The sequence below is a fragment of the Paenibacillus sp. FSL H7-0714 genome (assembly GCF_038003765.1).
Lineage (GTDB): Bacteria > Bacillota > Bacilli > Paenibacillales > Paenibacillaceae > Paenibacillus_AQ.
This window is the reverse complement of the sequence record NZ_JBBOPT010000001.1, coordinates 130,179-145,689: the sequence shown is the minus strand read 5'-3', so window position 1 is coordinate 145,689 and position 15,511 is coordinate 130,179. Positions and strand designations below refer to the sequence as shown.

Genomic DNA, 15,511 nt, shown 5'->3' with positions numbered 1-15,511 from the left:
ACTGAATCCGAATTGAATTTGCGTTTTAAGTATAGGATAAGCCCTCGACCGATTAGTATTGGTCAGCTCCATGCATTACTGCACTTCCACCTCCAACCTATCTACCTCGTCGTCTTCAAGGGGTCTTACTAATTGGGAAATCTCATCTTGAGGGGGGCTTCACGCTTAGATGCTTTCAGCGCTTATCCCGTCCGTACGTAGCTACCCAGCCATGCTCCTGGCGGAACAACTGGTGCACCAGCGGTACGTCCATCCCGGTCCTCTCGTACTAAGGACAGCTCCTCTCAAATTTCCTGCGCCCACGACAGATAGGGACCGAACTGTCTCACGACGTTCTGAACCCAGCTCGCGTACCGCTTTAATGGGCGAACAGCCCAACCCTTGGGACCTACTTCAGCCCCAGGATGCGATGAGCCGACATCGAGGTGCCAAACCTCCCCGTCGATGTGGACTCTTGGGGGAGATAAGCCTGTTATCCCCAGGGTAGCTTTTATCCGTTGAGCGATGGCCCTTCCATGCGGTACCACCGGATCACTAAGTCCGACTTTCGTCCCTGCTCGACTTGTAGGTCTCGCAGTCAAGCTCCCTTATGCCTTTGCACTCTTCGAATGATTTCCAACCATTCTGAGGGAACCTTGGAACGCCTCCGTTACTCTTTAGGAGGCGACCGCCCCAGTCAAACTGCCCGCCTGACACGGTCCCCGTACCCGGTAAGGGTACTAGGTTAGAACCTAGATACGATCAGGGTGGTATCCCAACGGCGCCTCCACCGAAGCTTGCGCTCCGATTTCTACGGCTCCCACCTATCCTGTACAGATCGTACCCAAATTCAATATCAAGCTGCAGTAAAGCTCCATGGGGTCTTTCCGTCTTGTCGCGGGTAACCTGCATCTTCACAGGTATTAAAATTTCACCGGATCTCTCGTTGAGACAGCGCCCAAGTCGTTACGCCATTCGTGCGGGTCAGAATTTACCTGACAAGGAATTTCGCTACCTTAGGACCGTTATAGTTACGGCCGCCGTTTACTGGGGCTTCGGTTCATAGCTTCGGGTTACCCCTAACCACTCCCCTTAACCTTCCAGCACCGGGCAGGCGTCAGCCCGTATACTTCGCCTTGCGGCTTCGCACAGACCTGTGTTTTTGCTAAACAGTCGCTTGGGCCTTTTCACTGCGGCCCCCTCGTGCTATTCACACTACCGGGGCACCCCTTCTCCCGAAGTTACGGGGTCATTTTGCCGAGTTCCTTAACGAGAGTTCTTCCGCGCGCCTTAGAATTCTCTTCTCGCCTACCTGTGTCGGTTTGCGGTACGGGCACCTTCTCCTGGCTAGAGGCTTTTCTTGGCAGTGTGAGATCATGACCTTCGCTACTGTAATTTTCGCTCCCCATCACAGCCCAGCCTTAACGATGTGCGGATTTGCCTACACATCAGCCTCACTGCTTAGACGGACATATCCATCAGTCCGCGTCACTACCCTCCTGCGTCACCCCATCGCTCATAGCGGATTACGGTGGTACAGTAATTTCAAACTGTTGTCCTTCGACTACGCCTTTCGGCCTCGCCTTAGGTCCCGACTTACCCTGAGCGGACGAGCCTTCCTCAGGAAACCTTGGGCTTTCGGCGGATCAGATTCTCACTGATCTTTTCGTTACTCATACCGGCATTCTCACTTGTATGCTGTCCAGCGCTCCTTACGGTACACCTTCAACCCACATACAACGCTCCCCTACCCCAGATACATACGTATCTAGCCATAGCTTCGGTGGTGTGTTTAGCCCCGTTACATTTTCGGCGCAGAGTCACTCGACCAGTGAGCTATTACGCACTCTTTCAATGGTGGCTGCTTCTAAGCCAACATCCTGGTTGTCTGTGCAACTCCACATCCTTTCCCACTTAACACACACTTGGGGACCTTAGCTGATGGTCTGGGCTGTTTCCCTTTTGACAATGGATCTTAGCACTCACTGTCTGACTCCCGGCAATAAGTATATGGCATTCGGAGTTTGACTGAGCTTGGTAATCCTTGCGGACCCCGCACCCAATCAGTGCTCTACCTCCACTACTCTTATACCGAGGCTAGCCCTAAAGCTATTTCGGGGAGAACCAGCTATCTCCGAGTTCGATTGGAATTTCTCCGCTACCCCCACCTCATCCCCGCATTTTTCAACATGCGTGGGTTCGGGCCTCCAGTGCGTGTTACCGCACCTTCACCCTGGACAGGGGTAGATCACACGGTTTCGGGTCTACGTCCACATACTCAATCGCCCTATTCAGACTCGCTTTCGCTGCGGCTCCGTCTTCTCGACTTAACCTTGCATGTTAAACGTAACTCGCCGGTTCATTCTACAAAAGGCACGCCATCACCCATTAATAGGGCTCTGACTTTTTGTAAGCACACGGTTTCAGGTTCTATTTCACTCCCCTTCCGGGGTGCTTTTCACCTTTCCCTCACGGTACTGTTTCACTATCGGTCGCCAGGTAGTATTTAGCCTTAGCAGATGGTCCTGCTGGATTCATACGGGGTTTCACGTGCCCCGCACTACTCGGGATCCGTCTCGGAGAGAACACAGTTTAGGTTACAGGGCTTTTACCTCTATCGCGGGCCTTTCCAGACCTCTTCACCTACCATATTCCTTTGTAACTCCATGTGAGACGTCCCACAACCCCTAAGAGCAAGCTCTTAGGTTTAGGCTGTTCCGCGTTCGCTCGCCGCTACTGACGGAATCACTATTGTTTTCTCTTCCTCAGGGTACTTAGATGTTTCAGTTCCCCTGGTCTGCCTCTACATCTCCTATGTGTTCAGAGATGAGTAACTGCGAATTACCACAGCTGGGTTTCCCCATTCGGACACCCCCGGATCAAAGCTTGCTTACAGCTCCCCGAGGCAGTTTCGTTGTTCGCCACGTCCTTCGTCGGCTCCTGGCGCCTAGGCATCCTCCGTGTGCTCTTATTAGCTTAACCTTGATTTTTCCTAAGAAAAATCTCACTAATAACATTTACTTGTTTACACAAGTTGCTAAAAGATGTTCTAAAACGCAAATTCGTTTCGGTATCCAGTTTTCAAGGATCAAGTTTAAAGAAGGTATTGAATTAAAAATTATGGTGGAGCCAAGCGGGATCGAACCGCTGACCTCCTGCTTGCAAGGCAGGCGCTCTCCCAGCTGAGCTATGGCCCCATAAAAGGATATAATGTCATATGGTGGGCCTTGGTGGACTCGAACCACCGACCTCACCCTTATCAGAGGTGCGCTCTAACCAACTGAGCTAAAAGCCCATATAACATATATAATATTGTGAATCAACCAAAGAATGGTTGTCCGCTTGGCGGCGTCCTACTCTCCCAGGACCCTTCGGTCCAAGTACCATCGGCGCTGGAGGGCTTAACGGTCGTGTTCGGGATGGGTACGTGTGGAACCCCTCCGCTATCGCCACCAAACGCATACGAAAGAGACTTGCTCTTTCAAAACTGAACACGAGTGAGTGTTCGAACCCTAAGGTTCTATTGTGGAAGCTTAGCTTCCGATTTGAATGTCTTCATTGCAGAAGACGATTCTCCATAGAAAGGAGGTGATCCAGCCGCACCTTCCGATACGGCTACCTTGTTACGACTTCACCCCAATCATCTACCCCACCTTCGGCGGCTGGCTCCCTTGCGGGTTACCCCACCGACTTCGGGTGTTGTAAACTCTCGTGGTGTGACGGGCGGTGTGTACAAGACCCGGGAACGTATTCACCGCGGCATGCTGATCCGCGATTACTAGCAATTCCGACTTCATGCAGGCGAGTTGCAGCCTGCAATCCGAACTGAGACCGGCTTTGATGGGATTGGCTTCACCTCGCGGCTTCGCTTCCCGTTGTACCGGCCATTGTAGTACGTGTGTAGCCCAGGTCATAAGGGGCATGATGATTTGACGTCATCCCCACCTTCCTCCGGTTTGTCACCGGCAGTCACTCTAGAGTGCCCAGCCTTACCTGCTGGCAACTAAAGTTAAGGGTTGCGCTCGTTGCGGGACTTAACCCAACATCTCACGACACGAGCTGACGACAACCATGCACCACCTGTCTCCTCTGTCCCGAAGGCCGCCACTATCTCTAGTGGATTCAGAGGGATGTCAAGACCTGGTAAGGTTCTTCGCGTTGCTTCGAATTAAACCACATACTCCACTGCTTGTGCGGGTCCCCGTCAATTCCTTTGAGTTTCAGTCTTGCGACCGTACTCCCCAGGCGGAGTGCTTACTGTGTTAACTTCGGCACCAAGGGTATCGAAACCCCTAACACCTAGCACTCATCGTTTACGGCGTGGACTACCAGGGTATCTAATCCTGTTTGCTCCCCACGCTTTCGCGCCTCAGCGTCAGTTACAGCCCAGAAAGTCGCCTTCGCCACTGGTGTTCCTCCACATATCTACGCATTTCACCGCTACACGTGGAATTCCACTTTCCTCTTCTGTACTCAAGTCACCCAGTTTCCAGTGCGACCTCAGGTTGAGCCCAAGGTTTAAACACCAGACTTAAATGACCGCCTGCGCGCGCTTTACGCCCAATAATTCCGGACAACGCTTGCCCCCTACGTATTACCGCGGCTGCTGGCACGTAGTTAGCCGGGGCTTTCTTCTCAGGTACCGTCACTCCGGTAGCAGTTACTCTACCGGACGTTCTTCCCTGGCAACAGAGCTTTACGATCCGAAAACCTTCATCACTCACGCGGCGTTGCTCCGTCAGACTTTCGTCCATTGCGGAAGATTCCCTACTGCTGCCTCCCGTAGGAGTCTGGGCCGTGTCTCAGTCCCAGTGTGGCCGTTCACCCTCTCAGGTCGGCTACGCATCGTCGCCTTGGTGGGCCGTTACCCCACCAACTAGCTAATGCGCCGCAGGCCCATCCCTCAGTGACAGATTGCTCCGTCTTTCATTCTTTCTTCAGGAGAAAAAAGAAATTATCCGGTATTAGCTACCGTTTCCGGTAGTTATCCCAGTCTAAGGGGCAGGTTGCCTACGTGTTACTCACCCGTCCGCCGCTAAGTCATTTTGAAAGCAAGCTTTCAAAATGACTCCGCTCGACTTGCATGTATTAGGCACGCCGCCAGCGTTCGTCCTGAGCCAGGATCAAACTCTCCAATTAGTATTGAAAAGAGCGATATGCTCATTTTGAAACATCTGACGAGAAAATTAATTCTCTAATTTTGGATTTCACTTTCGTGATTTCCTACTCACTCGTTGTTCAGTTTTCAAAGATCAATGTCTCATCTTTCGTTGTCGTTGCTTGTCAGCAGCGACCTTTATAATATATCACAGCACCTTTGTTTTCGTCAAGCGTTTTTTTAATTTCTTTTTTCGCTTACCGTTTCAGCAAGTTGTTAATCAACATCTTGTCCAAAGGGGCGAGACTTAATGTATCATATTTTTCAAACTCACGTCAAGCATTAAAACAAAATAATTCTTAATCCTATTAACATTACTACGCCTGGAAGGCCAAGAACCGTTACTGCGCCTATGGTTGCGGGATTCAGGGGAATATGAACTTGTGTGATTAAACCCGAGAAATTCACTACATATATCGCGAGCGCAGCCAGTACCAAATGAGCTCCGAACAGACTAAGCCATCCAAAGCCAAGTTTTTTCCGGAATACAATTACACTCAACAATACAACCGATATGACCAGTACTCCTATAGCTAACATTCTTAGCATGTTGATCCCTCCTATATTTCCATATGGTTAGCGCCTACATCTGACTGCTATTTAATCCAATGCTCTTTGCATGTTTGAGATGTATCTGATACTTGCGCTCTGCTGCCTCTAAAATATAAATCGCATAATCAATTTGATCTTGACCCAACGCTTCATCAAACATTAGGTACGCTCTCTCCCACTCAGATTGCGCCTTACGAACCTCCAGCAACGTTTCCCAGCCCTCCGTATCTTTTCTACCCTGTTCTTCATCTGCTCCCCGCCACAATGAGGTCCACCATCCCATTACTCATTCCTCCTCAGAATAATTTCGATGCAAAATTACATCTCGTTATTCTCATTCATATCGGGATAGGGACAAACTTAGAACAAAAAAAGGAGACCCAGGGGGCCTCCTTTTGAAAAACACGACTTTAGAGCTACTAGAATAGCTCACGACGACCTTCCAACGCTTTGGACAAGGTAACCTCGTCGGCATATTCAAGATCGCCACCAACAGGCAAGCCATGGGCTATTCTGGTGATTTTAATCTCAAAAGGCCGAACTAGACGAGAAATATACATCGCCGTTGCCTCACCCTCAATGTTGGGGTTAGTCGCCATGATAAGCTCACTCACTCTTTCATCACTCAAACGAGTCAATAATTCCTTCAAGCGAATATCATCAGGGCCTATACCTTCCATAGGTGAAATCGCACCCTGAAGAACGTGATAATACCCATTAAACTCTTTGGTTCGTTCTATTGCCACCAAATCCTTGGAGTCTTGGATCACACAGATTACTGAAGGATCTCTAGTTTTGTCCTGACATATCTTACACGGGTCCGTATCCGTAATATTACAGCAGACGGAGCAATAATGAAGATTACGCTTGACACTTACTAGCGCTTTAGCAAAATCAATGACGTCATCCTCTTTCATGTTAAGCACATGAAAAGCTAACCGGGCGGCTGTCTTCGGCCCAATCCCGGGCAAGCGCGTAAAAGCATCGATCAGCTTGGCTAGCGGTTCGGGATAATACAAATTAATAATTCTCCTTTAGACGAAAGTGGAGTGAGTGAATTAGAACAAGCCTGGGATCTTCATTCCACCAGTAAATTTACCCATATCATTGTTCGCAAGGTCTTCAGCTTGAGTCAAAGCATCATTAACTGCAGTGATTACCAAATCCTGTAGCATTTCAACATCTTCCGGATCAACAGCTTCTGGCTTGATTTGGATAGAAAGCAACTTTTTGTGGCCATTAACTTGAACTGTAACTACACCGCCACCTGATGAGCCTTCAATTACCTTGCCACCTAGTTCTTCTTGAGCTTTAAGCATTTGCTCCTGCATTTTCTTAACTTGCTTCATCATTTGGTTCATATTATTCATACATCATCTCTCCTTTGGAATGCGCAATTTGCGCTAGTATGCTTACATTACTCTTTTATGACAACAAGGTCTTCTCCAAAAAGCTGGATAGCCTCATCAATCCAAGGTTCAGATTTCGCATCTGCAGTATCATGTTCATGCTCTAGCCGCAACTCTTCTTTGCTAGGCTGTTCCACTGACTTTTGAGCGGCTTCGTTCCAATCGCGCTGCATTATAGTTACCAGTCTATAAGGTTTACCAAGACGCGCTGCAAACACATTCTCAATGACCTGTCTGTTTGCTGGCTTCTCCGTTGTATCACGATGAATCGTGTTCTTAAACGCAACAAGCACAGCGTCGTCCATTACAGATACAGGTTCTCCGTCTACAAACCACGCATGAACCGTTACCTTCTCCTCTTTTACCCCTTGCAAGACAAGACTCCACTGTTTATAGATAGCTGCAAAATCAGGACTATCCTTACCAGCAATAAACTTATCAACATTTGGAGGCATTTTGGAGGTTGCAGAGATTCTAGGCGCAGAACTTGGAGTCGGATTCGATTTCGCAGAAGAGGCACCATCTCGCCCACCTCCGGAAATACCACCGGACTGCAATGCCTGCTCCAGCTTTTTCTCCAGCGCAGTAATCTGTCTCTTGAGCAGATCCAGTTCACCAGAGTGGACTGCAGGAGCATTCACCCCTGATCCAGCCTGCAATGCACCTAACGGAGCAGCTGATGCGGTCTCACTTTCCTCTTGCTGCAAGCTACAAAGCTTCATCAGCGCGACTTCAAACAAAGTCTGCGGATGAGTAGCATATTTCATTTCACCCAGGTACTTATTAAGTGTATCTACGATCTGAAACAGACGATCCCGGGAAAATGCGGTGGCCATATCTTTAAACTCGGCGGGATTAAGCACTCGCTCCGTCAGTTGATCAGCCCCAGGTACCATCTTAATCATCAATAAATCACGGAAATAATACATAAGATTCTCTAGACATTTATCAGCACTCTTACCTTCATGCATAAGCTGTTCAACAAGCTCCAGCAGAAGACCCATATCACCTTCCAATATGGCAGTGGCAAGACGTGCAAATTGCTCAGAGGGTATCCCTCCGGTCATCCCCAGGACTTGCTCGTACGTAACTTTGCCATCTGTAAAAGATGAAATCTGATCCAGCAAACTCACTGCATCGCGCATACCCCCATCAGAAAGGCGGGCAATATACTGCAATGCGTTAACATCGGCTGTAATCCCTTCCTTCTCACAGATAGCACTTAGATGTGCTGTCTGCTCTTCCAAAGCTACTCTGCGGAAGTCAAAACGCTGACAACGAGAAATGATCGTCGCTGGCAATTTATGAGGTTCCGTAGTCGCAAGGATGAACATTGCATGTGACGGCGGTTCTTCCAATGTCTTTAATAGCGCATTAAATGCTTCTGTTGTCAGCATATGCACTTCATCAATAATATACACTTTACGGCGCACCTCGGTAGGTGCATATTTCACCTTGTCCCGGAGGTCGCGAATCTCTTCTACGCCCCGGTTGGATGCCGCGTCTATTTCCTGCACATCCATCACATTACCCGCAGTGATTCGCAAGCAGGAAGGACACTCGTTGCAAGGCTCCGGACCTGGCCCACGTTCACAATTGACCGCTTTCGCTAAGACTTTAGCAGCACTTGTCTTACCAGTTCCCCGCGGACCACTGAACAGATAGGCATGCGAAACCCGCTGTTCACGAATTGCGTTCTGCAGCGTTTGGATAATGTGCTGTTGTCCAACCATGTCTTGAAACGACTGCGGCCGCCAAGCACGGTACAGCGCGATATGTTCCACTATGCATTACCCTCTCTTAGGCTGCCTCTTTCCCGGCATTTGTCGCAAATTTATTATACTATATTCATCGGCTATTGACCAAAAACAAAAAGCATCTTTGCTTGTGGCAAAGATGCTGTTATAAACAGAATTATAAACCGTGCACCTGTTATTGATGACTACGATCCAAGCGGCAACCCTACATGACTGCTCGGGCTAGGCCACCCTCCGGCACAAGAGTAAACTTACTTATGGCTGCTTCCTTCCGGACCTGACCAGGTTCATAAGCACTCATTGCGGAGGACCCAACCGTCAACACAGCCCGTAGGAACCAAGGCCTCACATCGATAGCACCTCTAACAGGAATTCAACCTCGCTACAGCGGATTGCGAGTTACAGGGCACCGCTACCTCCCCGTCTAGCACGGCGAAGATAAGTATAGCTCACGCTCGGACAAAAATCAACTCCAAGACATAAAATGAGCCCCCAGCGAGAAAGCTGGGAGCTCGATCTAACCATTAAGCCGCTAAGCGGCTATTCCAATTAGATACCGTATTTCTTCTTGAATTTATCAACGCGACCGCCGGCATCCAGGAACTTCTGCTTGCCAGTGAAGAAAGGATGGCAGCTGGAGCAAATTTCAACACGAAGCTCTTGTTTAACAGAGCCAGCTTCGAAAGAGTTGCCACATGCGCAGGTTACCTTAGTTAAGTTATACTTTGGTTGAATTGCTGCTTGCATTTTGAATTTCACCTCTCATGCCCTAAGCCTCATGCGGACCCAGAGTTATATGATTACACTGTGGTATTTTAGCACGAAAAATTCAATTGATCAATATGTTTCATTGGTAATTCATTGGTACATTTAATCTATTAAATGTTGAGTTGCCGTTGCTTTACCCGAGCCATATTTGCTGGTGGTACATGTGTGTAAGAACCAATAACAACATCCGGCAATTCGTCCCGGAAAATTTCCAGCATCGTCTTCATGCCGAGAATTTCACCCTTAGCAGGAGGAATTAACTCCAGATAACTCTCTGGATCAATGTTCAGATTACGCATCTGAATAAGCTTCAGATCCGTACGTCTTACAAACTCCACCATTGCCTCAATCTCTTCTTCGCGATCAGTTACTCCAGGGAAAATCAGATAGTTGATCGATGTGTAAACACCTTGCGAGGCAGCATATTTCAAAGACTTCTCTACATTAGCCAATGTGTAGCCACGTGGTTTGTAATAAGCATTGTAATGATCATCTAGAGCACTAATCGTGCTGACACGCATCAAATCCAGCCCAGCATCGACGATTCCACGAATATGATCGCTTAAACCAGCATTGGTGTTGATATTAATGTAGCCCATGTCAGTAATCGAGCGCACTTCACGGATTGCTTCTATAATAAGTTTTGCCTGCGTAGAAGGCTCACCTTCACAGCCTTGTCCAAAACTGATAATCGATTCAGGCGTCTTCAAGTGCTCCAACATAACTTGTGAAATTTCATTGACCGTTGGTCGGAAATTCATACGAGTCTGCGGAGACACAAAACCACTATCATCAGGTTGCTCAGAAATACAGCCAAAACATCCAGCATTACATGAATAAGAGACAGGTACACCGCCCTCCCAACGCCCTAAGAAGGTGTTGGAGGAAGTCAGGCATTCATAACCAAGCGCACAGTTAGAAAGATGCTCATAGAGACGGTTATCAGGATATTTGGCAGTCAACTCGCCAACGCTTACCTCAAGATCCTGTTTATCACAGTTCAGTGGGTTCCACTTCTCCGGATTATCGGTTGGATCCGCCGCAACATAGAACCCGCCATCCTTCCACACTACAGCCGAATACCCAAACAGAGGAAGCTTGTAAGACTTATCTGTCTTTACATACCCAGGAAGACACAAGCGAGTATAGCCCTGAGGCAGCAGCGCGCCTACAGCCTGTGAGCCATCCGGCAACGCCATCATTTCACCTGTCTCAGGATCCATACCCACAGCCCGCGTACTAGGCAAGCCCACAAGAGTGGCGCCTTCAGGCAGCGGAATCAACTCTTCCTCCAACATTTCAACGATCATATCCCCACTACGGGCTAACCCGTACAGTTCTGGATGATCATATACGTTTCCTTGCCCGTCGGCATATACCAAATACATGTTAGTCTCCTCTTATTATCAATTCTCAAGTTGTAGGTACTGAAGAAGTCTTTGCCCGTGTTGTGCGACGAGCAGCCGTACCACTGTTGGAAGTTCCTCCGCTACTTGCAGTTCCATTTGGCGATTGTTTAGCTCCCGCAACGTCAAATGATGCTAAGAATTCAGCATTAGTCTTTGTATCACGCAGCTTTTTGATGAATCCCTCCACAAAATCGTAGGATTCATTCATATTTTTGCGAATCGCCCAGATCGTATCAAGCTCTTCTTTGCTCAAGAGCACTTCTTCACGACGTGTACCTGAACGACGAATATCAATAGCAGGGAATATACGGCGTTCCGCCAATTTGCGGTCCAAATGAAGCTCCATATTACCAGTACCCTTAAACTCTTCATAAATAATGTCATCCATACGTGATCCGGTATCAATTAAAGCAGTTGCTAAAATAGTCAGTGAACCGCCCTCTTCTACATTCCGTGCAGAGCCAAAAAACCGTTTCGGCCGATGAAAGGCTGCTGGGTCAATCCCCCCACTAAGCGTGCGTCCAGATGGTGGAACCACAAGATTATACGCACGTGCAAGACGGGTAATGCTGTCTAAAAGAATAACTACATCCTTCTTGTGCTCAACTAAACGAAGAGCTCTTTGCAACACAAGTTCGGCCACTTTAATATGATTCTCTGGAAGCTCATCAAACGTCGATGCAACCACTTCGCCTTTTACTGAACGCTGCATATCAGTTACTTCTTCGGGACGCTCATCTATTAGCAATACAAAGAGTTCAATCTCAGGATTATTAGTGGAAATACTATTGGCAATTTCTTTCAAGAGGAGCGTTTTTCCTGCTTTAGGAGGTGCTACAATCAAACCCCGCTGCCCCAAACCTACAGGAGCGAGCAAATCCATTATTCGGGTAGACAAATGAGTAGGGGATGTTTCAAGCGGTAGCTTGTCTTGCGGATAAAGTGGTGTTAATGCTGGAAAATGTAGTCGCTCCGCTGCGCTAGCAGGGTTCTCGCCATTAACGGCATTGACTTGAAGCAGGCCAAAATATCGTTCATTTTCTTTCGGCGTCCGGCATTTCCCAGATACAAGATCTCCGCTTCTGAGATCAAACTTCCGAATTTGTGAGGCTGAGATATAAATATCTTCAGCGCTAGGCAAATAGTTAATCGGCCTTAGAAATCCATAGCCCTCGGGTAGAATTTCCAGTACGCCTTCCATAAACATAAGACCGCTTTGCTCTGCCTGTGCCCGAAGGATCGCAAAGATCAGTTCCCGTTTCTTCAGCTGTCCGTAATAAGGGATCTGGTATTTCTTGGCCAGCTTATACAACTCGGTCAGCTTCATTTCTTCCAGATCGGAAATTTGAAGATCCATGTAATAACCACCTATTCAATTTTTAAATGAGTTCTTCCTAGTCTATCTACTAGGCAAAAATATGATTCTATTAAAATGCCCATTAGGATATTAATACCCAATTTGGAAGGATATATGCGGTAAATAAGCAAATAAACCTCCTTCCAAACGGGATATCCTAATTTTATTCGTTCTCACGCCAAACATGAGCACCAAGTTGTCGAAGGTTGCTCACTAAATTATCATAACCACGGTCAATATATTCTACGCCGGTCACCTCGGTGATCCCATCCCCTACTGTCAATCCAGCAATGACAAGAGCAGCGCCTGCCCGTAAATCAGTCGCTTTCACCTTTGCAGCGTTAAGCTTACCACCCTCAATAATTGCAGAACGGCCTTCAACGCGTATTTTCGCGCCCATCCGTACCAATTCTGGCACATGTTTAAAACGGTTGCTGTAGACGAAATCGCTAAGCACACTAACGCCTTCCGCCTGAGTCAACATACTTGTCATAGGAGATTGTAAATCTGTAGGAAAGCCAGGATAGGTCAACGCTTTGACATCTGCGTGCTCATATTTAGCTCTACCTATAACGCGAATACTTTCGTCAAGCTCTTCAATCTCAACGCCCATCTCTAAAAGCTTGGCCGTTAAAGCTTCCAAGTGCTTAGGAATAACGTTATCTATCAACACATTACCACGCGTAGCCGCAGCGGCAATCATATAAGTTCCTGCTTGAATCCGATCGGGAATAATGGAGTGACGGCAACCGTGCATCTCCGATACCCCTTCAATTCTGATGGTTTCTGTACCGGCGCCTTTAATAACAGCGCCCATAGAGTTCAATAGGGTTGCTACATCTATAATCTCAGGCTCTTTAGCCGCATTTTCAATAATTGTGGAACCTTTGGCACGTGAAGCCGCCAGCATGATGTTAATAGTGGCACCTACGCTTGATACGTCTAAATAAATCTTCGCACCGCGTAGCTCTTTAGCATATAAGTGGATAGAACCATGTTCGTTGGTAACTGTTGCTCCCAGTGCCTCGAATCCTTTGATATGCTGATCGATTGGACGAGGTTCGAAGTTACAACCACCGGGTAGACCTATTGTCGCTTCTTTGAATCTTCCAAGTAGAGCTCCCATCATATAATACGAAGCTCGAAGTTTCTTAACCGGACCATTAGGCATAGGTATAGATACAATACGCGAAGGATCAATTTTCATCTGGTTGCCTGACCAAGATACACTTGCGCCAAGCTCTTGCAAGATTTCGGAGTAAACGGCTACATCACTAAGGGACGGTAAATTATCAAGAACAACTTCAGATTCGGCCAAAATCGCCGCAGGAATAAGTGCAATAGCACTATTCTTTGCTCCACTGATGGTTACAACGCCCTCTAGCGGACGTCCACCGCCAATCATTAATTTTTCCATAGATTTATCAATTTCCCCCTACGTGTATTGCAGCTGTGTGGGCAATACGTGCTGTGGACTTTTAGTGATGAAAATGGAAAGACACCGGCTAAGCGGTGTGCTTTCCTCATCAAACTATTCAACTGGGCAGAGCTACCCCCTGCCCTTTACAAATTGCTTGTCCACCTGTGGCGGAAGCTAACAATGATTAGGCTTTGTTGTTGGATCCAAATTCGCGGATTTTACCGATAACGGTTTCTTTGATCGCATCGCGACCTGGTGCGATGAATGTACGTGGATCGTAAGCATCAGGTTTAGCAGCTAGAACTTCGCGGACAACTTTTGCGAACACGATTTGGTTCTCAGTGTTTACGTTGATTTTGGAAGTACCCAAGGAGATAGCTTTCTTGATGTCATGTTCAGGAATACCTGTACCACCATGAAGAACCATTGGGATGTTAGTAGCGTCGCGGATTTCTTCCATTTCTTTAAATCCGAGGTTAGGCTCGCCATGGTAAGGTCCATGAACGGAACCTAGTGCAGGAGCCAAAGTGTCGATACCTGTTTCTTTAACAATACGTACGCACTCATCAAGCTTAGCATACATGATGCCGCCGATAACGTCGTCTTCTTGTCCACCAACAGTACCTACTTCTGCTTCTACAGAAACACCTTTAGCGTGAGCATATTCAACGACTTTTTTAGTCATATCAATGTTCTCATCGATTGGGTGGTGGGAACCGTCGATCATTACGGATGTAAATCCAGCATCAATTGCTGCTTTACATTTATCAAAGCTAGATCCATGGTCAAGGTGGATCGCTACAGGAACTGTGATATTCATATCGATAATTAGACCTTCTACCATTTTAACAACAGTAGTGAAGCCGCCCATGTGACGTGCTGCGCCTTCGGATACACCAAGGATTACTGGTGATTTCTCTTGTTCAGCGGCACCAAGAATAGCTTGTGTCCACTCCAAGTTGTTAATGTTGTACTGACCTACTGCGTATTTTCCTTCAAGTGCTTTGTTCAACATGTCTGTCATAGATACTAATGGCATGGTTTCATCCTCCTAAGAATGTTGGTTGGCTATGTTTTTAAACCGACATCACATACAGGCTTATTATAACACATCCTGAGTCAAATACTAAATAGGATAAACAAAAAAATGTCCCGGTGGGACGATTTTTATCCAGCCCGTATAGCATTTGCACTCAAACTGTTTATAATCACCATAACCAAATAGAATCGATACAGAAAATATCACTTTAACTGCATTGATCTACAGACTTATTATGAAGATGCATATTGACCGCTACCCGCATTTCATCGATGTCAAATGGCTTTGTGAAATGCATCAATGCGCCTAGCTTGGTTGCTTCCTTAATCATATCCAGCTCCCCATAAGCGGTCATCATTATGACCTTAATAGATGGATTTAGTTCCTTCAGATGCTTCAGAATCTCGAGTCCATCCATTCCCGGTATTTTCATATCGAGCAAAACCAAGTCAGGAGACTCACTGCGAACAATGTCTAAGGCCAATTTTCCGTTAGCTGCTTGAAATGTCGTATATCCTTCGCTATTGAACACTTCCATAAGAAGAATCCGAATCCCATTCTGATCATCGACAATTAACACTTTCTTTTTTTCCATATAATACCCTCCCAGAGATTAAGCCAGATTGACTATACCGCGCTCTCCACAGCTAACGGCCCCTTCAG

At 47.2% G+C, this 15,511-nt stretch carries 11 protein-coding genes, 2 tRNA genes, 3 rRNA genes and 1 other RNA gene; all 17 read right to left on the bottom strand.

Annotated elements, in window-relative coordinates; genetic code table 11:
* Window positions 1-32: 32 nt before the first annotated feature.
* A 23S ribosomal RNA gene (locus NST34_RS00685) occupies window positions 33-2,961 on the bottom strand.
* Window positions 2,962-3,100: 139 nt separating this feature from the next.
* Window positions 3,101-3,176 (bottom strand) — tRNA-Ala (locus tag NST34_RS00680).
* A gap of 21 nt (window positions 3,177-3,197) precedes the next feature.
* Window positions 3,198-3,274, bottom strand: a tRNA-Ile gene (locus NST34_RS00675).
* A gap of 45 nt (window positions 3,275-3,319) precedes the next feature.
* Window positions 3,320-3,436: ribosomal RNA gene (gene rrf / locus NST34_RS00670) — 5S ribosomal RNA — on the bottom strand.
* Window positions 3,437-3,560: 124 nt separating this feature from the next.
* A 16S ribosomal RNA gene (locus NST34_RS00665) occupies window positions 3,561-5,118 on the bottom strand.
* The 16S, 23S and 5S rRNA genes sit together here with 2 tRNA genes alongside, the layout of an rRNA operon.
* Window positions 5,119-5,419: 301 nt before the next feature.
* The gene (locus NST34_RS00660) at window positions 5,420-5,677 is read right to left on the bottom strand and encodes a pro-sigmaK processing inhibitor BofA family protein (protein ID WP_371915754.1); all 258 of its coding nucleotides are present in this window, start codon (window positions 5,675-5,677) and stop codon (window positions 5,420-5,422) included.
* A gap of 43 nt (window positions 5,678-5,720) precedes the next feature.
* Window positions 5,721-5,972, bottom strand: a complete 252-nt coding sequence (locus tag NST34_RS00655; protein WP_052404100.1) for a DUF2508 family protein — start codon at window positions 5,970-5,972, stop codon at window positions 5,721-5,723.
* A gap of 136 nt (window positions 5,973-6,108) precedes the next feature.
* Window positions 6,109-6,708: a recombination mediator RecR gene (gene recR, locus NST34_RS00650; protein ID WP_042123249.1), complete on the bottom strand. Its 600-nt coding sequence runs from the start codon at window positions 6,706-6,708 to the stop codon at window positions 6,109-6,111.
* A 39-nt stretch (window positions 6,709-6,747) separates the two neighbouring features.
* Window positions 6,748-7,059, bottom strand: a complete 312-nt coding sequence (locus tag NST34_RS00645) for a YbaB/EbfC family nucleoid-associated protein (protein WP_042183982.1) — start codon at window positions 7,057-7,059, stop codon at window positions 6,748-6,750.
* A gap of 47 nt (window positions 7,060-7,106) precedes the next feature.
* Window positions 7,107-8,882, bottom strand: a complete 1,776-nt coding sequence (gene dnaX / locus NST34_RS00640) for a DNA polymerase III subunit gamma/tau (RefSeq protein WP_076286903.1) — start codon at window positions 8,880-8,882, stop codon at window positions 7,107-7,109.
* 137 nt (window positions 8,883-9,019) lie between these two features.
* Window positions 9,020-9,288, bottom strand: an RNA gene (gene ffs, locus NST34_RS00635) — signal recognition particle sRNA large type.
* 116 nt (window positions 9,289-9,404) lie between these two features.
* On the bottom strand, window positions 9,405-9,602 hold the full coding sequence (gene rpmE / locus NST34_RS00630; RefSeq protein WP_042123239.1) for a 50S ribosomal protein L31: 198 nt from the start codon (window positions 9,600-9,602) through the stop codon (window positions 9,405-9,407).
* Window positions 9,603-9,733: 131 nt separating this feature from the next.
* Window positions 9,734-11,011 (bottom strand): radical SAM protein, encoded by a 1,278-nt coding sequence (locus tag NST34_RS00625; protein ID WP_042183978.1) that lies wholly within the window; start codon window positions 11,009-11,011, stop codon window positions 9,734-9,736.
* A gap of 25 nt (window positions 11,012-11,036) precedes the next feature.
* On the bottom strand, window positions 11,037-12,389 hold the full coding sequence (gene rho / locus NST34_RS00620) for a transcription termination factor Rho (RefSeq protein ID WP_042123234.1): 1,353 nt from the start codon (window positions 12,387-12,389) through the stop codon (window positions 11,037-11,039).
* 163 nt (window positions 12,390-12,552) lie between these two features.
* Window positions 12,553-13,806, bottom strand: a complete 1,254-nt coding sequence (locus tag NST34_RS00615; protein ID WP_042183976.1) for a UDP-N-acetylglucosamine 1-carboxyvinyltransferase — start codon at window positions 13,804-13,806, stop codon at window positions 12,553-12,555.
* 187 nt (window positions 13,807-13,993) lie between these two features.
* Window positions 13,994-14,848 carry a class II fructose-1,6-bisphosphate aldolase gene (gene fba / locus NST34_RS00610; protein WP_036679934.1) on the bottom strand — a complete coding sequence of 285 codons (855 nt, stop codon included), beginning with the start codon at window positions 14,846-14,848 and terminating at the stop codon, window positions 13,994-13,996.
* 208 nt (window positions 14,849-15,056) lie between these two features.
* Window positions 15,057-15,443, bottom strand: a complete 387-nt coding sequence (locus NST34_RS00605; RefSeq protein ID WP_042123230.1) for a response regulator — start codon at window positions 15,441-15,443, stop codon at window positions 15,057-15,059.
* Window positions 15,444-15,511 lie beyond the last annotated feature (68 nt).